Annotated in this window: 26 protein-coding genes; 16 read left to right on the plus strand and 10 right to left on the minus strand. The window is 39.2% G+C overall.

Translation table 11 applies throughout. From position 1 onward, the window contains the following. Positions 1-1,933, plus strand: a 1,933-nt coding sequence (locus LS68_RS08615) for a TonB-dependent receptor (protein ID WP_138091418.1), incomplete at its 5' end; no start/stop codon positions are given. Positions 1,934-1,999: 66 nt separating this feature from the next. Here LS68_RS08615 and LS68_RS08620 read toward each other — a convergent pair. From LS68_RS08620 to LS68_RS08645, 6 genes are all read right to left on the minus strand, one after another. After that, complete coding sequence (locus tag LS68_RS08620; RefSeq protein ID WP_241993728.1) at positions 2,000-3,310, minus strand: pitrilysin family protein; 1,311 nt, start codon at positions 3,308-3,310, stop codon at positions 2,000-2,002. Positions 3,311-3,333: 23 nt separating this feature from the next. Further along, the gene (locus LS68_RS08625; RefSeq protein WP_034373501.1) at positions 3,334-4,401 is read right to left on the minus strand and encodes a dehypoxanthine futalosine cyclase; all 1,068 of its coding nucleotides are present in this window, start codon (positions 4,399-4,401) and stop codon (positions 3,334-3,336) included. Between the two features lie 43 nt (positions 4,402-4,444). Continuing rightward, positions 4,445-6,688 carry an outer membrane protein assembly factor BamA gene (bamA, locus tag LS68_RS08630; RefSeq protein WP_034373496.1) on the minus strand — a complete coding sequence of 748 codons (2,244 nt, stop codon included), beginning with the start codon at positions 6,686-6,688 and terminating at the stop codon, positions 4,445-4,447. A gap of 66 nt (positions 6,689-6,754) precedes the next feature. After that, a complete protein-coding gene (locus LS68_RS08635) occupies positions 6,755-7,588 on the minus strand; it encodes a prephenate dehydrogenase (protein WP_034373492.1) in 834 nt (277 codons plus the stop codon). A 40-nt stretch (positions 7,589-7,628) separates the two neighbouring features. Continuing rightward, entirely contained in the window at positions 7,629-8,309 is a 681-nt protein-coding gene (locus LS68_RS08640) for a 16S rRNA (uracil(1498)-N(3))-methyltransferase (protein ID WP_034373489.1), read from the minus strand. Further along, positions 8,310-8,735 (minus strand): hypothetical protein, encoded by a 426-nt coding sequence (locus LS68_RS08645; protein WP_034373485.1) that lies wholly within the window; start codon positions 8,733-8,735, stop codon positions 8,310-8,312. Between the two features lie 144 nt (positions 8,736-8,879). Between LS68_RS08645 and hemH the strand changes: the two genes are divergently transcribed. From hemH to LS68_RS09955, 5 genes are read left to right on the plus strand one after another with little or no spacing between them, the layout of a single operon-like run. Then, positions 8,880-9,839, plus strand: a complete 960-nt coding sequence (gene hemH / locus LS68_RS08650; protein WP_277872325.1) for a ferrochelatase — start codon at positions 8,880-8,882, stop codon at positions 9,837-9,839. Beyond that, entirely contained in the window at positions 9,840-10,442 is a 603-nt protein-coding gene (locus tag LS68_RS08655; RefSeq protein WP_034373478.1) for a thioredoxin family protein, read from the plus strand. Positions 10,443-10,452: 10 nt separating this feature from the next. After that, positions 10,453-13,266 (plus strand): cytochrome c biogenesis protein CcsA, encoded by a 2,814-nt coding sequence (ccsA, locus tag LS68_RS08660; RefSeq protein ID WP_034373474.1) that lies wholly within the window; start codon positions 10,453-10,455, stop codon positions 13,264-13,266. Between the two features lie 27 nt (positions 13,267-13,293). Next, positions 13,294-15,339: a hypothetical protein gene (locus LS68_RS08665; protein WP_034373471.1), complete on the plus strand. Its 2,046-nt coding sequence runs from the start codon at positions 13,294-13,296 to the stop codon at positions 15,337-15,339. Next, positions 15,302-15,433: a hypothetical protein gene (locus LS68_RS09955; protein ID WP_277872323.1), complete on the plus strand. Its 132-nt coding sequence runs from the start codon at positions 15,302-15,304 to the stop codon at positions 15,431-15,433. Before LS68_RS08665 ends, LS68_RS09955 begins: the two co-directional genes overlap by 38 nt. On the opposite strand, the gene LS68_RS08670 is transcribed toward LS68_RS09955, so the two are convergent. The 3 genes from LS68_RS08670 to LS68_RS08680 are packed head-to-tail and all read right to left on the minus strand — an operon-like array spanning position 15,428 to position 17,680. Beyond that, positions 15,428-15,889 (minus strand): peroxiredoxin, encoded by a 462-nt coding sequence (locus tag LS68_RS08670; protein WP_034373468.1) that lies wholly within the window; start codon positions 15,887-15,889, stop codon positions 15,428-15,430. The genes LS68_RS09955 and LS68_RS08670 overlap by 6 nt on opposite strands. Further along, the gene (locus LS68_RS08675; RefSeq protein WP_034373465.1) at positions 15,890-16,810 is read right to left on the minus strand and encodes a tetraacyldisaccharide 4'-kinase; all 921 of its coding nucleotides are present in this window, start codon (positions 16,808-16,810) and stop codon (positions 15,890-15,892) included. 15 nt (positions 16,811-16,825) lie between these two features. Next, positions 16,826-17,680 (minus strand): NAD+ synthase, encoded by an 855-nt coding sequence (locus LS68_RS08680; RefSeq protein WP_034373462.1) that lies wholly within the window; start codon positions 17,678-17,680, stop codon positions 16,826-16,828. Between the two features lie 193 nt (positions 17,681-17,873). Here LS68_RS08680 and LS68_RS08685 point away from each other — a divergent pair, with 193 nt between their 5' ends. From LS68_RS08685 to LS68_RS08725, 9 genes are all read left to right on the plus strand, one after another. Next, the gene (locus LS68_RS08685; RefSeq protein ID WP_034373459.1) at positions 17,874-18,380 is read left to right on the plus strand and encodes a Rieske 2Fe-2S domain-containing protein; all 507 of its coding nucleotides are present in this window, start codon (positions 17,874-17,876) and stop codon (positions 18,378-18,380) included. Between the two features lie 9 nt (positions 18,381-18,389). After that, positions 18,390-19,616 (plus strand): cytochrome bc complex cytochrome b subunit, encoded by a 1,227-nt coding sequence (locus LS68_RS08690; RefSeq protein ID WP_034373456.1) that lies wholly within the window; start codon positions 18,390-18,392, stop codon positions 19,614-19,616. Between the two features lie 14 nt (positions 19,617-19,630). Further along, entirely contained in the window at positions 19,631-20,737 is a 1,107-nt protein-coding gene (locus tag LS68_RS08695; protein ID WP_034373453.1) for a c-type cytochrome, read from the plus strand. Positions 20,738-20,829: 92 nt separating this feature from the next. After that, positions 20,830-21,891 (plus strand): YedE family putative selenium transporter, encoded by a 1,062-nt coding sequence (gene yedE, locus LS68_RS08700; RefSeq protein ID WP_034373451.1) that lies wholly within the window; start codon positions 20,830-20,832, stop codon positions 21,889-21,891. Position 21,892: 1 nt separating this feature from the next. Beyond that, positions 21,893-22,105 carry a sulfurtransferase TusA family protein gene (locus tag LS68_RS08705; protein ID WP_034373448.1) on the plus strand — a complete coding sequence of 71 codons (213 nt, stop codon included), beginning with the start codon at positions 21,893-21,895 and terminating at the stop codon, positions 22,103-22,105. A 180-nt stretch (positions 22,106-22,285) separates the two neighbouring features. Next, on the plus strand, positions 22,286-23,455 hold the full coding sequence (locus LS68_RS08710) for an aminotransferase class V-fold PLP-dependent enzyme (protein ID WP_034373445.1): 1,170 nt from the start codon (positions 22,286-22,288) through the stop codon (positions 23,453-23,455). Continuing rightward, positions 23,448-23,672: a DUF3343 domain-containing protein gene (locus LS68_RS08715; RefSeq protein WP_034373442.1), complete on the plus strand. Its 225-nt coding sequence runs from the start codon at positions 23,448-23,450 to the stop codon at positions 23,670-23,672. Before LS68_RS08710 ends, LS68_RS08715 begins: the two co-directional genes overlap by 8 nt. A gap of 41 nt (positions 23,673-23,713) precedes the next feature. Then, on the plus strand, positions 23,714-24,223 hold the full coding sequence (locus LS68_RS08720; RefSeq protein WP_138091420.1) for a hypothetical protein: 510 nt from the start codon (positions 23,714-23,716) through the stop codon (positions 24,221-24,223). Between the two features lie 157 nt (positions 24,224-24,380). Then, positions 24,381-24,947 (plus strand): DUF2972 domain-containing protein, encoded by a 567-nt coding sequence (locus tag LS68_RS08725; RefSeq protein ID WP_138091422.1) that lies wholly within the window; start codon positions 24,381-24,383, stop codon positions 24,945-24,947. Positions 24,948-25,029: 82 nt separating this feature from the next. Here the strand turns inward: LS68_RS08725 and LS68_RS08730 are convergent, their stop codons facing one another. Then, entirely contained in the window at positions 25,030-25,581 is a 552-nt protein-coding gene (locus LS68_RS08730; RefSeq protein WP_034373206.1) for a YceI family protein, read from the minus strand. 176 nt (positions 25,582-25,757) lie between these two features. Between LS68_RS08730 and LS68_RS08735 the strand changes: the two genes are divergently transcribed. Beyond that, complete coding sequence (locus LS68_RS08735; protein ID WP_034373209.1) at positions 25,758-26,408, plus strand: ATP-binding cassette domain-containing protein; 651 nt, start codon at positions 25,758-25,760, stop codon at positions 26,406-26,408. Positions 26,409-26,459: the final 51 nt, after the last annotated feature.

A 26,459-nucleotide genomic window follows, 5' to 3' on the forward strand; every position in this document is an offset into this window, starting at 1 on the left:
AGAATCCTCCAAAACCGGTGGTAATACGATCTCTATGAGAGGTTTAGGCTCTGCCTATACACTGATACTTATCGATGGCAAGCGGCAAAATGTCGCTCAAGGCTTTGACGCCAATGGTTTTAATGGTGTCCATTCTTCCTTTATGCCACCACCTGAAATGATTGAACGCATCGAAGTGATTCGTGGTCCTGCTTCTGTGATTTATGGCTCTGATGCGATGGGAGGGGTGATTAATATTATCACGAAAAAACACTCTAATAGAACAACTGCAGGTGTGCAACTTGAGACAGACTTATCCCAACACCCCAATACCTTTGGGAATCAATACGGGGCAAATGCTTACCTCACAACACCTTTGATTGAAAATGTGCTATCCCTTAATCTCCGCGGAGGTTATAAATATGGCGATCAAAATGCTTTTTACAAACCCGGCTTTGGTCCCGATAGCCCTACATATTGCAATGCTAAAAGTTGCTCTACCACCAATCCCTATCTTGGCTGGAGTGCCACAGGCTACACAAACTGGAATGCTGGAGGGCGGTTAAACTGGACACTTAACGAACACAATGACTTTTATATCGATACTGAACTCTTTTTCACGCGTCAAGGGACATTAAATACCTCATCTGATGGCTACACCGCTGTGAGAGAATTTTATAAGATTAATAGTGTCCTTAATCACGATGCAAACTATCACTGGGGGAAGCTCAATACCTATGCACAATACACCGAAACAATGATGTTTCCACATTTTGATAGTAGTCGATTGACAAGTGGTTGGGCTGGATTACAGCCGGGGTCATCACGAGGTGATGGTGTAAGATGGGACACTGGGACATACAATCGTGATGCAGTTTTTCAATCCACCTACAATAATGACTTTGACTTTGGCAAAGCGGGAGCATTGATCTTTAATGGTGGGTTGTATTATATGTATGAAAATCTCCAAACCACTTCTTCTAATAAGCATATGAATCAAGTCGCTATCTTTGCCGAGGGGGAATACCTTATCAATCGCTATGTGAGTGCGACACTAGGATTACGATACAATTATTCTGATATTTTTAACGCAATCCCTAATCCGCGATTCTATGTGAATTATAATCCTACCGATTGGCTGACTTTTAAAGCCGGTATAGCTACGGGGGTAAAAGTGCCACAGCTTAGCTATTTGTATGATGGTTACACTGTAAATTCCTCTACTAATGTTTATGTCTATGGAAATAAAGACTTAAAACCCGAGCAAAGCGTGAGCTATGAACTAAGTGCGATTTTAGACACTACACCTGCATTCATTATCCTCACAGGATTCTATACAGATTTTAATAACAAAATCTCAAGCGTAAGTGCACAAAATGATGAGACCGTCAATGGCATACAATGCACAAGTGGGGCAGGGTGCACCTTCTATCGTAATCTCGATAGTGCAATGGTTACAGGAGCAGAGGCGAGCCTCCAAACAAAACCATTCTATGGACTTACCCTTGATGCAAGCTATGGATTCACTTATAGCAAGACTTTAAAGGTATCTAATGCAAACCAACAATACCTAGTCGGCGAACCGGTTAATAATATCCCTAAGCATAAATTCACGATTAAGCCCAGCTACACATATAAGAATTTCAATGCTTACTTGCGCTGGACGGGGAATCTCCAAACGCCTACTTCTGCAGTCGCAGCTAGCTCTTTGGCAACAAGCGCAAGAGGACTAGTCGGGAAATACTATCGAAACTATCAGTTAGTAGATCTTGCTGCGACTTATAAGTTTAATAAAAACTACGCTTTAACTTTTGCAATCAATAATCTCTTTGATGTGAAGTTTTATGATGACTTGATTTCATATAATAGTGGCAGAGGCACAAGCTATATGAATCCCTACCAACGAATCCTCCCTGCTCGAAACTATTGGATTAGCTTTAAGGCGGATTGGTAAAATCTCCAAAGCCTTATGGCTTTTGGAGAACACCCATATTTTCGCATTTTCTCCGTTTTTTAAGATTTATTTTTTCTCATTTGGCCGTGCATCGACTATACTAAAACTCATCTGCAAAATCTCTTGATGCGATGTGATATAGGCATTAAGCGTCTGCAAATCAAGGGCTTTGATTGATTCTAACTCGCGTTTGTTGTAATCCAAAGGCAACCCACGAAAATAATACGAAAACTTCGCCCCTAGTCGTTGAGAAAGTGTCTCCTCACGCAATGGCTCACTGCCGAGCAAAAATGCTTTTGCGCTATCAAGCTCTTCTTGTGTCGCGCCATTTTTGACAAAGTCTGCTACGACTTCTTTAACGACTTTAATCGCTTCATCTTTATTCTCAAGCTGTGTTTGCAAATGTCCGCTTGTGTAATCCACCACACCCCCGACATTTACACGCATAGAAGCTGAATAAGCCAAGCCTTTTTTGACACGCACTTCTTCCATCATTCTTGAGCCAAAGCCAGAAGAGCCTAAAATAAAGCTCATCACCTTTGCGATATAGTTTTGCGACTGATCTGCGACATCAAAAGGTGAGCCAAAATACACAAAAGCTTGTTGTGTCGGTTTTGTAATCGTGATAGAATCCGCCTTATCGTGCGCCTTAAAAGAAAGTCGCGCTTTGGATTCACCCTTTGGCAAATGTGCTAAAGCCTTTTGTATTTGTTGCTTGAAAGCTTCTTCTTGCATATCGCCACCTGCGACAATGATAAGCCGACTAAGCACAAGATTGCGGTTCAAGTAATGCTCCACTTCTTTAAGACTAATCGCATTGATGCTTTCTTTATCACCTATCAATGGCTCTTGTATCGGTGTGTTTTTAAACAGAATCCGATTGAGATTCTCTTGTGCGACACTATCAAAATCATCTTGTTTGCGTGCGATTTTACTTTGTGTGCGGGTTTTGATTTTTTGCAAAGTATGGGGGGTGAGATTAGGATCGCTCAAAAGCTCCTTGAGTGATGCAAAAGCCATATCTTGATATTCGCTCAAGAATGAAAGGTTAAGGCTCAAAGTCTGTAATCCCGCACCTGCAGACAGACCAATCGCTTTAGATTCTAACTTTTGGGCAAATCCAACATTGCCGAGCGTTTTTGTGCCTTCATTAAGCATCTTTGCACTTAAAACGCCTAACCCTCTTTTTTCACCATCAGCCGCCCCGCCGACAAAAACGATTTGCACTTCACCCACAGGCAGAATCTTGCTGTGCTCAAAGATCAAAGGCACATCTACACCATTGATATTCACAGAACTTAACTTTGCTTCTTGTGCATTCATACAGCCTCCTATCCATAATAAACTTATCCCGATGAAAGTTAAAAATCGTTTCATACTAGAATCTCCTTGTTTAAATCTTAGAATCTCTCCAAAATTTCATAAGCGGTATTGCGTTTAGCGGGATATTCTTGCACATCTTTAATCAATTCAATCATTTCTTCTTGATTCATTGAGTTACACACGCCCGCCGATGAGACGACATTTTCTTCCATCATTGTAGAACCCAAATCATTTGCCCCAAAAAGTAAGGCAAGTTGTCCAATATATGAACCTTGCGTAACCCAAGAGCTTTGAATATTTCTAAAATTATCCAAATAAATCCGACTGCACGCTAAAAGCCTCAAATACCGATTCGATGAAGCCTTGTGAATATGGGGCATTTCTTTTTGCAGAGGTGTATTATCCGGCTGAAAACTCCACAAAATAAAAGCACGAAAACCTTGATACTCATCTTGAAGTTGGCGCAAACAATCCCAATGCGCCACAATATCTTCATCATTTTCGACACTGCCAAACATCATTGTTGCGGTGCTTTTCATACCGATTTTATGCGCTTCACGATGCACTTCTAGCCATTCTCGTGTGTCAAGTTTTTTAGGAGCAATCACATCACGCACACGATCACTTAGAATCTCCGCGCCCGCGCCCGGAATAGAAGAAAGACCTGCTTTTTGAAGACGTTTTAAAACTTCAGGGATAGAAATGTGTGATACTTTTGCGATATAATTAACCTCAATCGCTGAAAAACCATGTATAGTGATCATTGGGTATTTTTTTGCGATATGTGAGACAAGCTCTTCATACCATTCGATTTTGAGTTTTGGGTGCACGCCCCCTTGAAAGAGAATCTGCGTCCCACCGATACTCAAAAGCTCTTCGATTTTGGCATCAATTTCATCAAAGCTCAAGATATACACACCATCTTGATCGATTTTGCGCTTAAACGCACAAAATTTACAATCCACCCAGCAGATATTAGTATAATTAATATTTCTATCCACGACAAAAGTCGTAATTTTATCTGCGTGGAGCTTTGCTTTAACTGCATTTGCCATAACGCCTAATTCTCTTAAACTCGCATTTTTCATCAAATCGAGAATCTCATCATTACTCACACGCTTTGCAAGATCAATCTTTGCACTCACTTTTTTACTCCTTAAAATAACAATGTTAAAATCTAGAATCTTCTTAGAATCTCGTCCCCATTGTAAATTCAAATCGTGAAGTCCGATCGTTGGGTTGGGGATTGATAGGTTGAGGGAAAACAAGCACAATAGGACCCATTGGGCTTACCCACTCGATAGCTACACCCCACGAAGAACGCGTAACATCAGTGAGCCTTGCTTCACCAATCATACCATAATCAAAGAAGAAAGCCACGCGCATTTGAGCCTTTTCCAAAAGCCCATAGCTTAACTCAAACGAATGCGTCATCATATAATTCCCCCCGATACGAATCTGCCCGGTTTCATCTCTAGGTGTCAAAGAGCTGACTTGATAACCTCTTACGCTTGAAATCCCCCCCATATAAAACTTACTTGTGATAGGCACATAACCTTCATCGATAATCGCTCCTGCTTGTGCCTTGTAACGCGCAATCAAGTCAATGCTCAAAAGACTTTTAAGATGATAATATAATGCCGCCTTGCCATAGATTTTTGTAAATTTTTCATCGCCACCAAGCCCTGCTTGTTCGATATATGCGGAGACAATCGCGCCATTTTTAGGGAAATAATAGTCATCGGTATTGTCAAAATACAGACTCGGGCTAATGGAGCTTTTCAAAGGTCTGTCAATCGTAAAATACTTTTTGTAAAGGCTTTCAAGACTAGCATTATAATAATCCAAAATACCTGTGGTTGAAAGCGTATAACCTAAAGATGCACGCAAAGTGTTGGTAAGCAATCGTCCGCCTGTGATTGAAAAACCTGTCGTTTGTTCGCGATAATCCCAATTCCAATACAATGAGTGATACCCGCTAAATGACATGCTGTATTTGCTATCAAGCACGCGAGGATTGCTCAATGTGAGATTCACAAGCTGCCTTCGATAACTCCAATCCGCATAGATTTGCGCACTTTGCCCTGTGCCGAAGAGATTCCTTTCTCTGATAGAGGCATTCACCATAAGCTTATCATAGCTCCCATAGCCTAGCCCAACCATAAATTCCCCTGTGCGTGCTTCTTCCACGCTCACAAGCAAATCAAGAGAATCTTCACTCACACGCCTTTCTTCAATCTTGACTTTATCAAAATATCCCAACCGCCTTAGCGCATTTTCAGATTCTGCAAGAGAAGAAAGCTTATAGGTATCACCGGGTGCTAATAGCAACTCACGCCGAATGATTCTATCAGCTGTGCGCGCATTGCCTGATATGAGGACATCATTAATCTTGACTTTTTGTCCTACTTGTATCAGATAAATCACTTTCACGGTAGAATCTTCAGCATTCTTATCAAGATCCGGATTCACACGCACAAAGGCATAACCCAAATCCGCAATCTTTTGTCGGATAATCTCTACATCAGCTCGCACTTCCTCGATATTGAAATAAACTCCCTCTTTGACTTTTAAGGCTTTACGCAACGCCTCTTCTTCAATCACAGGGACATGCAGCACAATTTGTATGCTTGACACTTTATAACGCTCACCCTCTGTAATCTTGTAATACAGATTCGCTGTGTAGTCATTAAGATTCGCATCAAGGAATGCTTGAGAAACACTTGCATCAAGAAAACCTTTGCGCATATAGGCATCTTGAATCCGCATACCATCAAATTCTAACTCTGCTAATTTGAGCTTACCATCATTGCGTCCCCACATCCAGCCCATAAATTGTTTTGCGCGGTTGGCACTAAGCTCTTCTAAATCTTTGACTTTAAGCTTCTCACGCCCATCATATTGGGCTTTTTTAATCACAATGTTTTCACCTTGATTGACATTAAGAGTGATTGCGTAGGCATTATCCCCGACTTCTGCAATATCAGATTCTACCACCGTCCCATAATAACCTTGATATTCTAAAATTGTCTTGATGATAACTTTAGCCCGATCAAGCTTGACTTCATCGTAACTATCGCCCTTTTTAATGCCAATTTGCGAATAAAGCGTTTCTTTTTCTTGCTCACTTCCATAGCCTTTAATTTCAACACTTGCAATCAAAGGCTTTTGCTTGAAATAAAAAACCAAGACACCATCGCTAAAATCAACATAAATATCTTCAAAATATCCTTGCGCATAAAAAGCTCTAACCGCCTTGTCGATTTTTTCAATATCAAATTCATCGCCTACCTTGATACGAGCAATCTCATCGGCTAAAACATTAGAAATAGAGGAGCTGCCTTGATATTTAATGTCGCGGATTTCTTGTGCTTCACCCACACTCCACACTCCAAGTAACAGCAACAATACAAACAAATAGATTTGTTTCATTAAAATTCACCCTCTCAAGAATAAATCGTGATTATATTAGAAATTACTTAATAACCTATCTCATAATTATAAAAATTTTTGCAAAGTATTTGCTTGCGCCATAAATGCCTCTAAACCTTCCCAATCTTCTCCCTCAATAAATTCCTTTGCTTCGGTGAGTTTATCTTGAAAATACGCGATTGAATGGAGCACATTTTCTTTGTTTTGCTTGAAAATGTCTTTCCACATCGCCGGTGAGCTTTTGGAAAGTCGGCTCATTGATCGGAATCCACCTCCTACCAAAGCCAAAATCGTTTGAGGATCTTCTTGCGCAAGCACAGCATTTGCAAGAGCATAGCTGATAATATGTGGCATATGAGAAATAAGGGCAATATGTTTATCGTGCGAAATACTATCCATTTTGACGATCTTCATACCAATAGCGATAAAAAGATCTTTAGCGAGTTCAGCTTGATATGCCCCACTTTGTTCTAAATCTGTCAAAATCACGATACTATCATGATAAAGCGTATCAAACGCTGCCTTAGGTCCAAAAAACTCCGTCCCACACATCGGGTGTGCGCCCACAAACAAAGAGCGCAAAGCAGGGGAGATAGAATGATTGATTTGAGATTTTGTCCCGCCAAGATCAATAATCGTTGTGTTTGGATTCACACATTCTGCGTCAATCTCTGATAGAATCTTGACGATTCCATCAACAGGCACAGCTAAAAAAATCACATCGCATTTGAAAATCTCTTGCAAGCTTACGCATTCATCAACAAGTCCCAAAGAAAGAGCTTGTTGCAAATGAATCGGATTAATATCATAGCCCAAGATTCGCTCAAATCGTTGTGTCTTTTTGAGTGCCAAGCCCATTGAGCCTCCCATCAAGCCCAATCCTACAATTCCCACTTTCATCATACAATCCTTTACTTGATAATTTAAAATTCTTAAAACCTTATGTGTTCCTAAGCCTTGCTAAAGCAGCAATCAATACACTCGCACTTTCGCTGCGTAAGATCAACTGATCATTAGAGGTGATAACTTTTGAGAATCTAGCCCGTTCCTGCGCACTAAATCCTCCTTCTGCACCAATCATCACACGCAAATATGGCAAAGTCGTAAAATCTACTTCCTTAATGTCATTTCCTCCAAAATCAAAAGCATAAAAATCCTGATAAATCTCGCAAACTTGCGCAAAATCTTTCAGCATTTCTATCTTCATCAAATGGCTTCGTCCGCATTGTTGGCAAGAATTAATCAGAATCTTGTGCATACGCTCCAAAGAAAGCTTAAATTGACGCTGGGAATAATCAGCATAGAAAAAACTGATTTGGGACACACCCAACTCATTGAGCATAGGGAGTGTTTTTTCAATCACTTTTGGCTCAATAATTGCCCACAATAAATGCACACCACCCTTGTAAGTCGGCGATTCTCTTTGTCCTTGTTTAAGCAAAATCGCTTTTTTGGGCTGAATCTCTGCAATACAATAAGTATAAAGATTCTCATCTCTCAAATGTCGCAAAGCAAGATTTTCACCTTGTTTTGCTCGTCTGACTTTGATAAGATAAGAAAAGGCTTCTCCATCAAGCGTGATTGATTCTTCGCCTGCACAAGAGTGATACAAAAACTGCATTTACACAATCGCAAAAAGCAAGATAAAAAAGAATAAATCAATGCTGTATAATATCCGACAGAATCTCACATATCCGAGCATCGCCTCTCTGTTCGTGCGTCTAGCGACTTTGAGAATCTTGAAGCGAAATATCTCTCCGATAAACACAAACACACAAAAAGTCATCATTGCAATAACGCTAAGCTTTAAACCAATATTACCAAAAATCCAGATATTAATGCCACTTAAAATACTTACAGACAACAAAAAGAAAATGATGGGTGTAACAAACCACATCTTTTTCACCATTCCCGCAAGATTCTCTGCGGACAAAAATACAATCAAAAGATTAGCCACAAAAGGCAAAGCAAAAAAAGCAGTAAAAATTTTGTGATAAGAAAGCAAACTGATGTAAGTATCTTGTAAAACAAGGGTTTCAAATTCCATATATACTCCTAATTGAATGAAAATTTAACTATGATTATTTAATATAAAGCAATCCTTAATCTTGATTAACTTTAGTAGTTTATTATCACTAAAAATTTTAAACTCTGCTATTAAAAAGGATTCTCTATCAAATCACAGGCTGTTATTTTACTCAATATGGGAGGTCCGGGGAGTATTTTCGAAATCGAATCTTTCCTCAAAAGGATATTTAATGACCCTTTAATCTTAAATATCAAGAGTGAGTTTGGACGCAAAATGCTTGCAAATTTCATCACTCATCAACGACTAGATGAAGTGAAAAAAAATTACCAACTCATCGGAGGCAAATCACCTATTATTGAACACACGCTCAAAATCACCCAACGCCTTAATGAAATTGATTCTGAACGCTTTTATACTTATGCGATGCGCTACACTGCACCCTTTGCCTATGATGTTTTAGATGACATCAAAAAACAAGGTTTTGAATCTGTGATTCTTTTTAGTATGTATCCGCAATTTTGCCACAGCACGATTTATTCTTCAATCGTTGATGCAAAAAATGCACTAAAGTCGCTTGATTTTCACCCACAGCTTCGTATTGTCAGTGATTACGCTACTCACCCTGCATACATTCAATGTGCGGTGCAAAAAATCAAAGAATCTTTAGGCAACGACAACCCTCAAGATTTCTCACTTCTTCTCTCCGCGCACAGCCTCCCTTTGTCGCGTATCAAACAAGGTGATCCTTATCAAAACGAATGCGAAGCAAACCTCAAAGCAATCCAAGAATCTCTCGAACAAGAAAATATCCATTTTAAAAAGATTCTCCTTGCCTATCAATCCAAAGTCGGTATGATGAAATGGCTAGGACCAAGCACACAAGAAACCTTAAACAAATACAAAAAACACAAATTGATTCTGTATCCACTTTCTTTCACGGTGGATAATTCAGAGACAATTTATGAGCTTTGTATCCAATATGCTAATTTAGCGCGTGAGCTTGGTGTCCCTGAATATCGTGTGTGCAAATGTTTTAATGATGATGAAATGTTTATCCAAGCAATTTTGCGCATCATTAGCGAACATATACAAGATTCTCATTCCCACAAAAGCGAGGTTTAAATGAAAAAAAAAATATTTTCTAGCGTATTGTTTGTAAGTTTGCTACTTTGTATCAATGGTTGTGATAATGAAGAAGTAAAAGTCTCAAGCGGCACAAACCTCACACAGGAGCATATTCAACAAGCCGAGAATCTCGACAAAAAAAGCTATCAAGGCTTAGAAGATGTCTTTTTGGATACTAAGACCATTACAGCCAATGATCGCATTCCTTTGCTGATTTTTGGCAAAAATAACTGCACTTATTGTGAAAAACTAAAAACCGACATCAAAGAAGATTCTCAACTTAAGAATCTTTTGCAACAATATTTTGCACCTTATTATATCAATGTCAGTTACAGCAAAATACACCACTTAGAATTTGACAAGCCTTCTTCCCTTTCTACATCTGATTTAATGGACACTTATGTTACCTCTCCTTTGCGTCCTACGCCCACATTGGTTTTCTTAAACGACAAAGGAACAACCACTTATGAACTACCCGGATATTTGCCACCCAAAGAAATGCGCAAAGTTTTAGAATATATGCGAGAGAGACAATGGCAAAATAAATCAAATGCGACAATTGCTTCAGAAATCGATACATTGCTTCGTTCATCACATTAAGGAGTGCCAAATGGTAAGGGTTTTGCAAACTTTATTTTGTTCGATGAAAGTCGTAATTGTCTTGATTGCAATCTATGCTATTGCTTGTGCAATTGCGACCTTTATCGAGAATGACTATGGCACAATTGCAGCAAGAGCATGGGTGTATGGGGCATTTTGGTTTGAATTGCTTCACCTTTGGCTTTTGCTTTCTTTGATAGGCTGTTTTCTCACCTCTAAGGCATGGCAGCGCAAAAAATATGCCTCACTTTTGCTCCATGCGTCATTTATCGTGATTATCATTGGTGCAGGGATCACACGACACTATGGTTTTGAGGGAAAAATGAGTTTGCGTGAGGGTGAGCAATCTCACTTTATCACAAGTCTTGATCAATATATTTTTATCCAAGCCCTTGATTCTAGCAAACAAATCCAAGATGTTAAAATTCTCACGCAAATCAATGACAAATTTAATCGTCATCTTGATGAAAAAATCCTCTTTTTTGACAAGCCTTTGATTCTCAAAACCGGCGAAGTAAGCTTTGATTCTCAACAAATGGCTTACAAACTGCAAGCTTCTATTGATTTTATGGGACAAAAAGAAGATTTTGAACTGATCGGGGGCGATAACGAAACCCCAACTAAAGAAAGCGTGCGAAAAATCATCATTGGTGATTATATGTTTTTTATTGCGTGGGGTGCGGATAAAATCATCTTGCCTTTTGAAATCAAACTTCAAGATTTTCAGCTTGAACGTTATGCAGGTTCGCATTCGCCCTCTTCTTACGCTTCACTTGTTGAAGTGATTGACCCACCAAAAGAAACCTTTTCGTTTCTTATTTTTATGAATAATGTCCTAGATTATGGTGGTTATCGATTCTTCCAATCCTCCTATCACCCTGACGAGCAAGGCAGCATACTTTCAGTCAATAGAGACCCGGGGAAAATACCTACTTATATCGGCTATACGATGCTGATATTAGGTGTATTATGGCTTTTATTTGACAAAAACGGACGCTTTATGACATTAGGCAGATTCGTAAAAAATCAATCTTTTCTTTGCCTTGCTTTTGTATCTCTCCTTTCTTTCAATACACCTTATCTCCACGCTCAAAATACGCAAGAGCTGTCTCAAGACAACACGGCTGAAACACAGAATCTCCTCTCCAATCCGCCCTTAAAAGATATTCCTGACTTGATCACTTCACTCAAAAATACAAAAGAAGTCGCTAAAGAGTTTGATCAGATTCTCGTGCAAGACTTTGGCGGTCGTATCAAGCCCATGCACACATTAACAAATGAATTTATCCACAAAATCACTAAAAAGAATACATTTAAAGGGTTTAATCCGACACAAACATTCTTAGGTATGATTTTTTATCCTCAAGAATGGCAACAAATCCAGATGATTGCGACACAAACGCCACGACTTCGAGAGATTCTCGGTGTTGATCCTGACCAAAAATACATCGCATATATTGATGTCTTTACCAAAGACGGACAATACATTCTTAAAAACTATGTCGAAGAAGCCAATCTAATGAATCCTTCCCATCGCGGTGTGTTTGAGAAAGACCTTTTAAATGTCGATGAAAGAATTAATTATGCCTTTTTGATTTACACGGGGCAGGTATTAAGAATCTTTCCTGACAACACGACAAACAATAATCAATGGCTTTATCCGCTTGAAGCAATCAGTAGCGCAATCGCACAAAAAGACCTCCAAAAAGGTAAAACTTTAGTCAATATCTACAAACAATTTGAGCAAGGCTTTGATGAGGGCATTGAAAACAATCAGTGGCAAGATGCAATCAATGCAATCAAAGCGATTCGGCATTATCAAAGGAGCAATGACTCGTCATTATCCATTTCTCAAGCAAAGGTGGATTCTGAAATTTTCCTCAATCGATACAACCCTTTTCATCAGCTCATTTATCCATATTTGCTTTTAAGCATTATTTTGTTCATTATCGTGATTGAAGGCATTTTGCGTAATAAGCCTATGAGACCTCTTATATTACGCACTTTTTATGGAATGCTCTGCGCACTTTTTATCTTGCACACAATCGCTTTAATCGTGCGTTGGTATATCAGCGGACATGCCCCTTGGAGTAATGCTTATGAATCTATGCTTTACATCGCATGGGCGGCAATTCTCTCGGGTGTCGTTTTCTTTAGAAAATCCTCTCTTGCGCTTTGTGCATCAAGCTTTTTAGCAGGCATCACGCTTTTTGTCGCACATCTAGGTTTTATGGACCCACAAATTGGGAATCTTGTCCCTGTGCTCAAATCTTATTGGCTCAATATTCATGTATCTGTCATCACTGCAAGTTATGGATTCTTAGGACTTTGCTTCATCTTGGGCATCATCACACTTTTATTGTTTGTCTTACGCAGCCCTAAAAGAGCGCATATTGATGATTCTATCCTTTCGCTCACTGCGATTAACGAGATGAGTATGATCCTTGGACTATTCTTACTCACTGTGGGTAATTTCCTTGGTGGTATCTGGGCTAATGAATCGTGGGGACGATACTGGGGCTGGGATTCAAAGGAGACTTGGGCGTTGATTTCCATAGGTGTTTATGCTATAATCCTGCATTTACGCTTTATTATTGCGCATGCAATGCCTTTTGTTTTTTCAGTCGCGTCAGTGATAGGATTCTTTTCGGTTTTAATGACTTATTTTGGGGTAAATTTCTATCTTTCGGGAATGCACAGCTACGCTGCAGGAGATCCTGTGCCTGTGCCAACCTTTTTGTATGTGATGGTTGCTGGAATTATCCTTTTAATCATTTTAGCGACCAAAAAACATCATTTAGAAATGCCCACATTAAAACCATAAGCAAAATTCAAAGTAAAAAGGACATAAATGAAAAAAATTCTTTTGGGACTATTAGGCATTATTGTTGCTTTATTCTTGCTCGTATTTATCGTGCTTTTTACCGCACCCGGCAATGCTATTATCAAGCCTATCATACAATCACAAATCGATAAATACGCTCCTATCAAGCTTGATTTAGAAACTTTTGCCTTGAGAATCTCAAGTATCAATGTGCTTATTCAGCATGATGATAAAATTGATATTTCGCTTACGGGGGACTTTTCACTCTTTTCTCAAACATTAGACCTCAATCTCAAAGTCGATGCCAAAGACATTTCAGTATTAGGAGAGCTTGCCGGCACAGATTTACAAGGCTCATTTTTAATCAACACCACCGCCAAAGGCACACTTGAGCGCATTGAAATCAATACAACGAGTGATATTGCAAAATCTTTCACAGATATTAGAATCTTATTGCAAAATTATACTCCTGTCTCCATACTTGCAAGCATCAAAGATCTGCAAATCAAAGAAATCCTCGCAATGATTGGACAAAAACCTTATGCCGGAGGATCTTTGAATCTTGATGCAGACATTACCGGCGATGAAGAAATGAATTTTAATGGCAACGCGCTTTTAAACATCACTCAAGGTTTGGTTGATAGTGTCCTTATCCAAAAAGATTTTGAGATTGAAGTGCCTAAGACAACCTTTGTCATTACGCTTAATGCTCTCTTTGATGCCGATATACTTAATCATAATTTCAATTTTAATTCTAACATTGGCAATATCCTATCAAGCGGGAAAACTTCCATCAAAGAATTACTCACACAAAGTGATTATGACATCAGATTGAGCGACTTATCAGCTTTCACGCCTCTTGCTGGAATGCCCATACAAGGGAACTTTAACACAAAAGGCACGATAGAAGGAGGTATGGAAGAATTGTTTATCAAGGGTAGCTCTGATATTGCCGCATCAAACACGACCTACAATGTGCAACTCAAAGACCTATCACCCTATCAAATCAACGCTAAAGTGAATAGTCTCCGCTTAGATACGCTTATGTGGATGATTTATATGCCTCGATACGCTACGATGTATCTCAATCTTGATTCTGTATTGTCAGATTTTGATAAGGGCATCTCTACAACCTCTACACTTGCCCTTAGAGGGACGACAAGCAATACTATCATCAAAAAAGAAATGGACCTTGATATGCCAAGCACAAATTTCACGCTTAACTCTGATGTCAAGCTTACGCAGGGTGTAGGCAAAGCAAACTCAACACTTAAATCAGATATAGCTAATGTCGTGCTTAAAGAGACACAAATCAATCTTAATGATTTTGTCATTCAAGCCCCTTATGAGGCAGTCATTCCTGATCTTAGAAAACTCAAATTCGTTACAGGCGCGGAACTTGCTGGAGAATTTAAAGCACAAGGTAAAGCAAAGATAGCTGATACTATTTATGCAGATTTCAACACCACATCATTAGGTGGAAGCGTTGATGCAGTCTTAGACAATAATCAATTCAGCGCAAAGCTCGCAGATATTAATACACTTAAGCTCTTTAGTATTGCCCAAATGAAGCCTGTATTTAGCTCAAGCATTAATGGCGATTTGGACTATAACTTACTCTCCGAAAAAGGCACACTCAAAGCACGAATCAGTAATGGCAAATTGATGCAAAGTGATCTTACCGATACAGTCGCAAAATATCTTAAATTTGACATCACAAAAGAAATCTATGACGATGCAGGACTAAATGCCCTCATAGATCAAAAGCGCATTACGACAGATATTGGCTTAAAAAGCAATAATACATCGATTTCTGCGCAAGGTGCAAGTTTGGATTTAGACAAAGATACCCTTAATGCAGATATTAAATTTCAAATCAAAGACAAATATGTCTATCTCAAAGCGACTAATAAAATCTCACAACCCTCAATCAAGCTTGATGCGAGTGATTTGATCAAAGATCAAGCAACCAAAGCAGTTACTAAAGAAGTCGATAAAGCTTTAGATAAATATCTCAAAAATGATGATGCCAAAGATGCGGCAAAAAATCTCATTCAGAATCTTTTCAAATAAGATTCTGAAAACGCAATCTCCTTATCGCATTTTTATTTGTCATAAGATTCACAATGCGCGACCTCAACAAGCACAGAATCCACAGATTCTATAAAGATTCAAAAACTTTCTGTGCATTGCCCTTAGCACGCACATTATAAAAACTCTGCGAAATACTCCCATCACGCTCAATCACGAAAGCCGAGCGGATAATGCCCTGCACTTCTTTACCATACATCATTTTTTTGCCATATGCTCCGTATCGGGTTGCGACACTTTTATCAGGATCGCTAAGAAGCAATATTTTGAGTGATTTTTTAGCAATAAAATTGCGATGAGATTGAGGGGTATCTGGGCTAATACCTACGATAATGGTATCTTTTGCAGCAAAAGATTCTACTAACGCACTAAACTCTTCTGCTTGTGTCGTGCAACCGGGCGTATTGTCTTTAGGATAAAAATACACGACCACGCGTTTAGTAAGCAAATCTTTTAAAGCGATTTCAATCTCATCAGCATTTTTTAATCTAAAATCAGGTGCTTTATCGCCTTTTTGTAATTTTATTTGCATTTATTGCTCCTTTGTCAAATTATAAGATTCTATATACTGCGTGATTGTATCCAAAATATCAGAATGAATATTGAGTTTTAACCTCATCACACTCAAACAAAACCCCTTCTCAAGCAGTTTTACTTCGTCTTTTGATGTTACAAGCAAACTTGTAGCGTTAAACTCTCGCATTTTAGATTCTAAAAACGCACTCTCAAAAGTTGAATGATCATTCAAAGTTACCTTGCCCACAACTCCTTTGGGCAAAAATGCGTCAAGGCGTGAGGGATTGGCGATTGCCGTCAGTAAAAGCATTCGTGAAGTAGGAGATTCTATCTTGACTTCTCGCACATAATCTTTCCCCTCTTGCACCAAAATATCCGCATTCTTATAAAAAAGCGGTAATTCACGATAAATCCCGCTAGGCAGACAAAAAGGAAAATAAGGCTGAAGCAAAGGTCGGAGTATGATGTTGAGTTTTTTAAAAGCAAACCGAAATCCATCATCTAAAAAGATAATCTTCGCTCCCATACTTTTCGCCTCTTTGATTGCTTGGATTCTGTCTTTGCATACAATTACGCTCGCATTTTTTAATTCCTTAGCAATCAAATAAGGCTCATCACCGGCTTGATCTTGGCTTACCTTTATTTCTCCCCATTGACTGACAACGACAAGCCCTTTTGAGCGGCGTTTATAGCCGCGTGATACCACAGCGACTTTGTCATATTGCCTTGCTACTTCAATAATAAAAGGTGTTTTGCCGCTGCCACCCGCGACAAGATTACCCACGCTGATAATAGGCATTTCAAAATCATAAAATCGCCCTACTTTAAGCCTTACCAACGATCCAATCGCATAAAGCAAAGATATGGGCAATAAAAGAAAACTAAGAATCTTTTGAAAAAATGTCGGTTGATAAAAATACGCATCAATCCATCGCATCAACGCTCCTTAAAATTACTCGGTGAGATTTGTCTTGATAAAAGTTTGAGGTTGAAACACTAAAGGCATTGAGCGTTTAAAGGCATTAGCCTTTACGCGTTTAGTAATGGATTCTACCATTGTTTGGTCAAAGCCCAAATGCACCAATTGACTATTAAGCAATGTGATGTCTGAATGTTCTCCTAGATTCTCTATTGCTTGCAAAAGAGGGTCGATTTCATGATAAGTGTAACCCAAATCGCTTTCATCACTTTGATTCTCAAATAAATCCGCACTAGGTTTTTTATCGATAATATGTTGAGGGATATGCAAGATTCTTGCGATTTCATAAATTTGTGTTTTATAAAAACCTCCGATAGGATTGATCGCACATGCTAAGTCTCCAAATATCGTGCCATAGCCTAACAATAACTCACTTTTGTTGCTTGTGCCTAATACAAGAGCACGAGAAGCATAAGCAAAATCATAGAGCAAAGTCATACGCATTCGCGCACAAAAATTCCCCACGCGTAGTTTACGCTGCTTATCATTTTGATTTGTCTGGGTAGATTCTATAGATTCTGTAACATTTATAGAATCTATATGCGCCTCAAAATCTTGTTGAAAAGGAGCTAAAGGAATAATATGAGAATCTAATTTTAAAATATCTGCAAGTTTTATCGCATCATCAAGATGATGTTTTTGTGAATTTTTAGAGGGCATCAAAAGCGCACTTACCGATGAATACCCTAACGCCTTGCTTGCCAAATAAGCAACCACAGCGGAATCAATACCTCCACTTAATCCCAAAACCACTCTGTCAAAGCCACGTGAGCGCACTTGAGATTCGATAAATGCCACGCAATGATGCACAAAATCACTAAGATTCATTACTAATCCTCATTTGAACAAAAGATTTTCAACAACCACAAGATTAATTAAAACTTCCAAATATAATGCTGCGATTATAACACACTGAAAAAATACACAAAAACTTTAACAAAAAATAAACAATATTTAAGCCCTTTTTTTATAGCATAATGAGTTTATTAGGGATTTACCAAAACCAAAGAAAGGAGAAAAGATGCAAGAAATCAAAAGACGAGATTTTCTAGGAATGGCTCTTGGTGGCGTTGCTGCAGTGGGTGCTGTCGCATCACTTTATGCAATGAAACGCTCTTGGGATCCATTGCCTAGCGTTGTATCTGCAGGTTTTTCAACCGTGGATCTAAGTGCTTTGCAAGAAGGTGTTTTGCAAACCGTTGAATGGAGGGGTAAGCCTGTCTATATCCTCAAAAAATCCGCAGGTTCGCAAAAAGTAGAAGGACGGGATTTTGAAGTAGGGGGTGCTATTTACACCGTAGGGATTCAAATCTGCACCCATTTAGGCTGTATTCCTAGCTTTAATCAAGCCGCTCAAGAGTTTGCTTGTGCTTGCCATGGAGGAAGATTCAATGCTTCTGGTGTCAATGAACCCGGCACACCTCCCCCACGTCCTATGGATATTCCACCTTTTAGAATCGATGGGACAAAAATGGTGCTCGGTGAAGAGGGTCAAGAATATAAAGCTTTGCTTGAAGCAAAAGCGTAAGGAGGAAATATGGAAGTAAAAAAAGCTCAAGGCTTGGGAGATTGGCTCGATCAAAGACTTGCTATTAAAAAATTATTACAAGTCATGATGACAAAATATTGGATTCCCAAGAATATCAACTTTTTGTGGGCAATGGGTGTCGTCTTATTGACTTTATTCTCATTGCTTGTGGTTTCTGGATTTTTTCTTTTGATGTATTATAAGCCTGATGTGAATCTTGCTTTTGATAGCGTCAATCATACGATTATGAGCGAAGTCGCCTTTGGGTGGCTGTGGAGACATATCCACGCTGTGGCTGCAAGTATGATATTCTTAATCATTTATATCCATATGTTTGTAGCGATTTATTATGGTTCGTTCAAAAGAGGTCGAGAAGTCGTATGGATTGGCGGAATGCTCATTTTCGTGCTTTTTTCAGCTGAAGCATTCAGTGGCTATATGCTCCCTTGGGGACAAATGAGCTATTGGGCAGCAGCAGTAATTACAAATCTTTTCGGTGGCATTCCTTTTATCGGTCCTGATGTGGTTGAATGGGTGCGAGGTAACTTTGTGGTTGCAGATTCTACACTTACACGATTCTTTATGCTCCATGTGTGCCTATTACCTATCGTTATTATGGGTGTGATTGGACTACACTTCTACACATTGAGAATGCCTCATGTTAATAATGAAGATGGTGAAGAAATTGATTATGCTGCTGAAGCAAAAAAATACGAAGAAGGTAAGAAAAAAGAATCTAAAGTCATTCCTTTCTGGCCTGTATTCCTCTCTAAAGACATCTTTGTTGTGTGCTTGTTTATGATAGGATTCTTCTACTTAGTATGTTTCCATTTTGATTTTGCAATGGATCCCATTAACTTTGATCCTGCTAATAATATGAAAACACCAGCTCACATTTATCCTGAATGGTATTTCTTGTGGAGTTATGAAGTATTACGAGGCTTCTTCTTTAGTGCTGATCTTGGATTGGTAGCATTTGGTATTGCACAAGTTGCGTTCCTTTTCCTTCCATGGCTTGACAGAAGCTCTAAAATTGCTCCTGCGCATAAACGATCCGGCTATTTTATATGGTATTGTCTCTTAATTGTGGATATGATCGTGCTTACAATCTTTGGCAAACTTCCTCCAGAAGGGGCAAATAACTTTATTGGTTTTGTTGCTTCTATTGGATTCTTGCTCCTTGTGTTTGTAGTGTTACCTGTTGTAACTATGATCGAACAAAAAAAGAATAAATAAGAAGGAGCACTAAAATGAAAGAAATAAAAATTTTAGCCATTTTGGTTGTCGTTGTAGGTGTTTTATATTGGGGTGTTGAACCATTAGCGCATTCTATTTTTCACCCTCAAGTCGCTAAACCAGACTTTGAATTCCATGATTTGCAAGATATTGATTTATCTAAAGGCGATGCCCAAAAAGGCAAAGAGCTAATCGAAATGTCATGCACAGCCTGCCATAGTCTTAAAGCTGCAGGCATTGAAGGTGGAGATTCTGTAATCTTTATGCGTGATAACAAAGATGCAACGCTTTTTACTCCTGATTTATCTGTCGCAGGCGCAATTTATGATGAAAAATTCCTTGCAAATTTGATTCTTGATCCTGTCAATGCGCTCAAACTCTCACACAAATTCCCTGATGGTGATTTTCCTATGACACCATTCTATGGTATGGGTGGAGACATCAATGAAGAAGTTGCTGATATGGTAGCTTATCTTAAATCTATAGGCTCTAAAGCATTAAAACAACAAGTTTTAGAATCTAGCGAATTTATCAGCAAAAAAGAAGCTCTTGAGAAAACAACTCTTTCAGAAGCACAAAAACAAAAAGAACTTGCTCAAATTGAGGAAGATATGACTAATAAGGTCATTTTCCTTAATGCCTGCTCTCGATGCCATAGTATGAAATACGATAAAGTCTCTTCTCAATCTGCACCTGATCATATTGCCGTTTATCTTGGTTCAGCAGCTCCTGACCTTTCGACAATGATTCGCAGTAAAGGTGAGCATTATTTAGAATACTTCATTAATGATCCTCAAAAAGTTTCTTACAAAGATATAAAAGATGCGATCATTAAAAAAGAAGGTTCTCTTCCTGCTAACACAGCAAAAAGTCCATGGCAAGATGACCAAGATTACAGCAATCTTGCTAAGGAATTAGGTGTTTTACCCGTAGGGCTTTCTATGCCTCGAGTAGGACTTACTCAAGAATCTCAAGAAAAAGTTGTTGCTTATATTGAATCAATCGGTGATTCTAAAAAAGCAGAGCGTGAAAAATTGGGTGTGTATTTAATGATCTTCTTTGCTGTAATGAGTGTGCTTGCTTATCTATGGAAACGTCGCATTTGGAGCGAAGTGCATTAATTCCTAAACTCTCCATTCTCGCCTCTTAGGCGAGAATCTCTAAAATCCTAGGACTAAGGCTTAGTCATTACAATTTCTACAAAGGATTTTCAATGAAAATCGCTATTTTACCCATTCTAGCAGGAGCTATTTTTGGTGTCATTGCTCCTGTTCTTGTTTATTTTGGTAATCCCGGCAATATGGGAGTATGTGCGGCGTGCTTCACACGCGACATTGCAGGCGCGCTCAATCTTCATCAAGCAGGGATTGTGCAATACATTCGTCCTGAAATTATTGGATTAATCATCGGTGCATTAGTTGCATCATTGCTTTTTAGAGAATTTCGCCCACGCGCAGGAAGTGCGCCGATTGTGCGCTTTTGGCTTGGTGTGTTTGCGATGATTGGTGCATTAGTATTTTTAGGCTGCCCTTGGAGAATGTGGCTAAGACTAAGTGCTGGGGATTGGACTGCAATTGCAGGGGTTTTTGGGCTAGTCTTTGGAATCCTTATTGGTATATTCTTCCTTAAGCGCGGATTCTCACTCGGACGCAACCGCCCTGCAAGTAAGATTATAGGGCTTGTCTTCCCACTCTTTGCATTAGGATTGCTCGGGCTTCTCTTTTGGGGGCTTACAGGAGAGGAAACGCCGATTAAATTCTCTGAAAAAGGACCCGGCTCCATGCACGCTCCGCTCATTATTTCACTTGTCGCAGGGCTATTTTTGGGGATTATCTTTCAAAAAAGCCGATTTTGTATGATTGCCGCCGTGCGTGATACAATCCTTATGCGCGATACGCACATTTTACAAGGCGTGGTTGCATTAGTCGTTGTTGCATTCATCACCAATCTTGCATTAGGATTCTTTCATCCGGGATTTGAGAATCAACCTATTGCGCACAACGACACACTTTGGAATTTCTTAGGTATGGCTTTAGCTGGAATCGCATTTACTTTGGCAGGGGGTTGTCCGGGAAGACAGATTATCCTTAGCGGCGAAGGAGATGGCGATGCAGCGGTGTTTGTGCTTGGGCTTCTTGTGGGTGCAGCATTTGCGCATAATTTTTCCCTTGCTAGCTCACCAGCAGGGATTGGAGCAAACGCACCTATGGCAGTCATCATAGGCTTTATTTTCTGCTTACTTGTGGCAATTTTTGCAAGAGAAAAAAGGAGTTGAAATGGTAGAACTTGATGTGCGAGGGCTTAGTTGCCCTGAACCCGTGCTAAATCTCAAACCTTTGCTAGATAAAGGAGAGAGTGAAATTAGAGTGCTTTGCAGTTGTGGTGCGAGTAGCGATAATATCGTGCGCCTTGCTACAAATAGTGGATACACTATCACAAGTGAAGCACAAAATGGCGAGGATTTAGAATTTATCTTGAAAAAATCCTAAATGAGAATCTCGCGGTAGTTTTTCTACCGCGTTATTGCTAGATTCTTTTGTTTGGATTGCTTAGACAATAAACCCAAGCTATTATAACTTACTGCTTTGGATTGTTGAGAATCTCCCACTTAAGTTTCCATTATGAGAATCTTTAGAATATAATTTCAAACATAACAAAAGAAATTCAAAATGCAGAAAACATACATTTACCTAGACAATGCTGCGACCACTTTTCCCAAAGCTCCGGGCGTCAAAGAAGCCGTTATTGAGTTTTTGGAAAATATCGGTGCGAGTGCGGGACGAAGCGGACATTCTCTCTCCATAGAATCTGGCAGAATCCTTTATCAAACGCGGAGACTTTTGGCTGATTTGGTCGGCTTGAGAGATTGTAAGCGCGTCCTTTTTACACTCAATGCTACAATGGCAATCAATACGCTTTTGCAAGGATTCCTCAAAGAAAATGATATTGTCGTGGTTACCCAAATGGAACACAATGCAATTAAACGCCCGCTTAATGCGCTAAAAAACCGCCTTAAGTTAGAAGTGCGGGAGATTCCGTGTAACTCCACACACACGCTTGATTTGAAAAAAGCAAAAGCAATGCTTAAAGGCGCAAAACTCCTAGCATGTGCGCATATTAATAATGTCAGCGGTGCAATGATTCCGCTAGAGGATTTGAGCGCACTTGCCAAAGCTCACAATGTCGCTTTCTTGCTTGATGGAGCACAGAGTGTCGGCTGTGTAGAGATGAATGATGTGATGCAACAAGTAGATTTTCTAGCCCTTAGTGCGCACAAAGGCTTACTCTCACCTATGGGAGTAGGCGCACTTGTCATAGCGGATTCTTTTGATACAGAATGTATTTCTCCGCTTATTTTCGGAGGCACAGGAAGCCTAAGTGAAACGGAGATTCAGCCGAGCTTCCTACCCGATAGGTTTGAGAGTGGCACGCCCAATATGCACGGAATCACAGGGCTAAAAGCGGGGTTAGAGTGGATTAAAGCAAAAGGTGTCGCTAAGATTCACCAACACGAATTGCTTTTGAGAGAACAACTCATCAGCGGACTTAGCAGAATCCCAAAACTTAAGATTTACCAAACACAAGGGCGAAGTGGCGGGACATTATCAGTAGATTTACCCCATTACACACTCTCACGCATAGGCGAGATTCTAGATAGAGAGTTTGGTATCTGCGTGCGTGTGGGGCTGCATTGCTCTCCTTCTAGTCATAAAAGTTTGGGGAGTTTTGAGCGTGGAGGGACGATTCGCCTAAGTCCGGGAGCTTTTAACACAAACACAGAGATAGAATCTGTGATTACAGCATTCCAAGAAATCGCAAAAAGAGATTCTAATGATTAAGGGCTATATTCTTGTATTTACGACTTCTAGCGCATTTGAAAGTGAGGAGATTCTAAAAAATCTTAGAATCTTTGTCAAGCTCGTCCCTACTCCACGCGAATTTTCAAGTGATTGCGGGATTGCTGTGTATTTTGAAGCAGAAAATGAAGCAAATTTTGATAAGATTCTCTGTGCGCTTGAGGGGCAGGGAATCCAATATGAGATGAAAAGAATCTAAGCCTCTAAGCCCACTCACACAATTAACCCTAAAGGACACAAATGGCATCAAAAACCTTAACTTTGCTCAAATCAAAAGGCATCTTGGCTTGTTTGAAATACAGACTTGCAAAATCATCATTAGGAAATCTCGCCTTTTCTTTTGCCTTTTGGCGCAAGATTCCAATCCCTCAAGACTTCCGCTTTCTCTTTTTGACCACCCACAGAGCGGGGCACAATGCTATGATAAGATTCTTAAAAAAATCCAATATTTCCTTTAATGTGCATTTTTTGGAAAATGGTGCAAAAAGATATACAAATGAACTCCGATTACTATCCTCCTATCCGACCTATCCGATTTGCATGCTAAGTGAATGGAATTTCGAGGGCTACGAAAAATACACTTCACTTCTCCAACCCGCCAAAATACCTGCGCTTATCCTCGTCCGAGACCCTATCTCAATATGCAAATCTATGGTGAATTTCGTCCATCATCGAACAGATGGCTATCAAGTAATGGGGGGGGGGGCAGAAAACGCTTTATGCCGCATTAAGATACTTCATCTCTTTTGATTTACCTTCTCAACAATACAATTATTCCCCCAAACCCTGCTTAAATTATCTAAAATTTATTGCCTCCAATAGAAAAAAGGACAAAATACACTCTGTCTTTTGTCTCAATGAGATTATTGCCTCTTTCCCTAATTGCACACAAAAATATTTTGTCGATATGGGTGAAATCTCTGCAAGTCGTGCCTTTGAGACAATGAAAGACTTAAGCGATAAGCTTGGATTTGAACCACCCAAAGAAGAGGAAAGAGAAGATTACGCACAAAGAGAATACGGAGATGTTTATTTTCTCTTGCCTTTATTTCTGAATCTTGACTGCGGGGGCGATATTATCACGCTTGTGATAGATAAATACAATCATAGTCAAAAACACACAGATATGACTGAAAATCTCGTGCCTTCTTCTTATCAAAACAATGTGGATTTGGAAAAATTAAGAGTTTATATCAAAAATCAAGACCTTGATAAACTCTCTGCAAATCTCTCATTTGTGCAATCTGAAGTCAAGGAAACTTTGGATACGATTCTTGATATTGTCGCCACAAGACGCGCAAATAATCTTAGTGAAAAAGATGTGTTAGAATATTTCAAGCTCAATCCACAAGTCGCAAGAGATTTTAAAGCAATCTTTGATCAAGAGTATCAAATCCTAAAGCGAGAAAGACCCGAATTGATAGAATCTTGGAAATATTATCAAGAGTTTGAGAGATTATGTGGGGAGTTGTAAAAACAATACGCATTACAAAAAGTCTGATTCTAAAAAGCTTCACGCAAATGAAATCTTTTTAGAATCCTTGTAAGCGCAAGCCTTATGCTTCGCTTGCCTCAATTTCGATTTTTATATCGACATTATCACTTATCATCATATCACCTGTATCTGCACCGATACCAAAATCTTTGCGATTAAGCTTGCCCTCTAAAGTCAAAGCAATGATATTTTTACCTGTTTTAGGGTGTTTGACAGGACCATTAAGCTCAACATTAAAATCTACTCGCTTAGTAACTCCGCGCATTGTAACATCTGCTTGAAGTTTTTTACCGCTATGTTTGACAAGTTTCAAAGTCGCTTTGGGGAATTTTTTAGAATCAAAAAAATCTGGTGCGATAAGATGCTTATCACGCGCGTTAGAATTAGTATTGATTGAAGTGATTTCGACTTCGCCCTCTAGTGCGTTGATCTTTTTGCCTTCTACATCAACTTTTCCGCTAAATTTATCAAAACTTCCTTTTACATTGCTCACTGACATATGCTTCACACCAAAACCGACAGAAGAATGGCTTGCATCGACTTTGTAATCTTGAGCCATTAAAGGCATTCCACAAATTGCACCAAAAAATGCGAGTGTGATTAGTTTTTTCATCATCTTCCTTCATCTTGAATTTTAGCCCTGACACAAAGCTAATGGATTAGATTCTATAACGCTAACTTTAATCAAAAGAAAATATCCCCTCAACCAAGCAAAGCCCAAAAGGCTTGTGTAGCCTTAAATCAATATTTTACGCTATAATGTGGCAAAGTCTTTCAATAAGGATATTTATGGAAACGCTATTACAAGCAACCGAGCTATCGCATCAGTTTGAAAACCTCCTTTATACTGATTTGAATCTTAGTGTTAAGGCAGGAGAGAGCATTGCGATTTTAGGGGTAAGTGGTAGCGGTAAATCCACCATACTTAATAATCTCTCGACACTTCTTCCACCCAAAAAGGGCATCGTTTCGCTATTAGATATTGAAAATATTTATCAACTCCCTGCAAAAGACCTGCTATTGCTACGCCGTTTGCATATAGGGATTGTTTTTCAAGCCCATTATTTATTTCGCGGTTTCAGCGGTATTGAGAATCTGCAAGTCGCGTCTATTCTCTCCAAACAGCCCATTGATACAGATATTTTAGAATCTTTTGGTATTAAAGATGTCGTGCATCAAAATATCGGTGAGCTTAGTGGAGGGCAGCAACAAAGGCTTTCAATCGCGCGTGTTTTAACCAAAAAACCTAAGATTATTTTTGCCGATGAACCCACAGGGAATCTTGACAAACAAACTGCACTCAAGGTAATGGAAGTGATGTTTTCATATATCAAGGCACAAAATGGTGCTTTGATTCTCGCTACACACGACCAAGATATTGCTCTTTTGTGTGATCGCATTTATCATCTTTATGATAAATCTTTACATGCTGTCAAATAAAGTTTTTAATATTTATTATCATTATGCTAGAATGCACCCTTTATTATTTTA

It is taken from the genome of Helicobacter sp. MIT 05-5293 (assembly GCF_000765665.2).
In the GTDB taxonomy this organism is placed as follows: domain Bacteria; phylum Campylobacterota; class Campylobacteria; order Campylobacterales; family Helicobacteraceae; genus Helicobacter_C.

Excerpts from the sequence above, each read along its gene's own strand:
- bamA (WP_034373496.1), bottom strand. The coding sequence starts at position 6,688 with ATGAAACAAATCTATTTGTTTGTATTGTTGCTGTTACTTGGAGTGTGG.
- LS68_RS08725 (WP_138091422.1), top strand. The coding sequence starts at position 24,381 with ATGGGTGAAATCTCTGCAAGTCGTGCCTTTGAGACAATGAAAGACTTA.
- LS68_RS08635 (WP_034373492.1), bottom strand. The coding sequence starts at position 7,588 with ATGAAAGTGGGAATTGTAGGATTGGGCTTGATGGGAGGCTCAATGGGC.
- LS68_RS08690 (WP_034373456.1), top strand. The coding sequence starts at position 18,390 with ATGGAAGTAAAAAAAGCTCAAGGCTTGGGAGATTGGCTCGATCAAAGA.
- LS68_RS08715 (WP_034373442.1), top strand. The coding sequence starts at position 23,448 with ATGATTAAGGGCTATATTCTTGTATTTACGACTTCTAGCGCATTTGAA.
- LS68_RS08720 (WP_138091420.1), top strand. The coding sequence starts at position 23,714 with ATGGCATCAAAAACCTTAACTTTGCTCAAATCAAAAGGCATCTTGGCT.
- LS68_RS08730 (WP_034373206.1), bottom strand. The coding sequence starts at position 25,581 with ATGAAAAAACTAATCACACTCGCATTTTTTGGTGCAATTTGTGGAATG.
- LS68_RS08665 (WP_034373471.1), top strand. The coding sequence starts at position 13,294 with ATGAAAAAAATTCTTTTGGGACTATTAGGCATTATTGTTGCTTTATTC.
- ccsA (WP_034373474.1), top strand. The coding sequence starts at position 10,453 with ATGGTAAGGGTTTTGCAAACTTTATTTTGTTCGATGAAAGTCGTAATT.
- yedE (WP_034373451.1), top strand. The coding sequence starts at position 20,830 with ATGAAAATCGCTATTTTACCCATTCTAGCAGGAGCTATTTTTGGTGTC.
- LS68_RS08670 (WP_034373468.1), bottom strand. The coding sequence starts at position 15,889 with ATGCAAATAAAATTACAAAAAGGCGATAAAGCACCTGATTTTAGATTA.
- LS68_RS08735 (WP_034373209.1), top strand. The coding sequence starts at position 25,758 with ATGGAAACGCTATTACAAGCAACCGAGCTATCGCATCAGTTTGAAAAC.
- LS68_RS08640 (WP_034373489.1), bottom strand. The coding sequence starts at position 8,309 with ATGCAGTTTTTGTATCACTCTTGTGCAGGCGAAGAATCAATCACGCTT.
- LS68_RS08705 (WP_034373448.1), top strand. The coding sequence starts at position 21,893 with ATGGTAGAACTTGATGTGCGAGGGCTTAGTTGCCCTGAACCCGTGCTA.
- LS68_RS08695 (WP_034373453.1), top strand. The coding sequence starts at position 19,631 with ATGAAAGAAATAAAAATTTTAGCCATTTTGGTTGTCGTTGTAGGTGTT.
- LS68_RS08620 (WP_241993728.1), bottom strand. The coding sequence starts at position 3,310 with ATGAAACGATTTTTAACTTTCATCGGGATAAGTTTATTATGGATAGGA.
- LS68_RS08685 (WP_034373459.1), top strand. The coding sequence starts at position 17,874 with ATGCAAGAAATCAAAAGACGAGATTTTCTAGGAATGGCTCTTGGTGGC.
- LS68_RS08710 (WP_034373445.1), top strand. The coding sequence starts at position 22,286 with ATGCAGAAAACATACATTTACCTAGACAATGCTGCGACCACTTTTCCC.
- LS68_RS08680 (WP_034373462.1), bottom strand. The coding sequence starts at position 17,680 with ATGAATCTTAGTGATTTTGTGCATCATTGCGTGGCATTTATCGAATCT.
- LS68_RS08645 (WP_034373485.1), bottom strand. The coding sequence starts at position 8,735 with ATGGAATTTGAAACCCTTGTTTTACAAGATACTTACATCAGTTTGCTT.
- LS68_RS08675 (WP_034373465.1), bottom strand. The coding sequence starts at position 16,810 with ATGCGATGGATTGATGCGTATTTTTATCAACCGACATTTTTTCAAAAG.
- LS68_RS08655 (WP_034373478.1), top strand. The coding sequence starts at position 9,840 with ATGAAAAAAAAAATATTTTCTAGCGTATTGTTTGTAAGTTTGCTACTT.
- LS68_RS09955 (WP_277872323.1), top strand. The coding sequence starts at position 15,302 with ATGCGGCAAAAAATCTCATTCAGAATCTTTTCAAATAAGATTCTGAAA.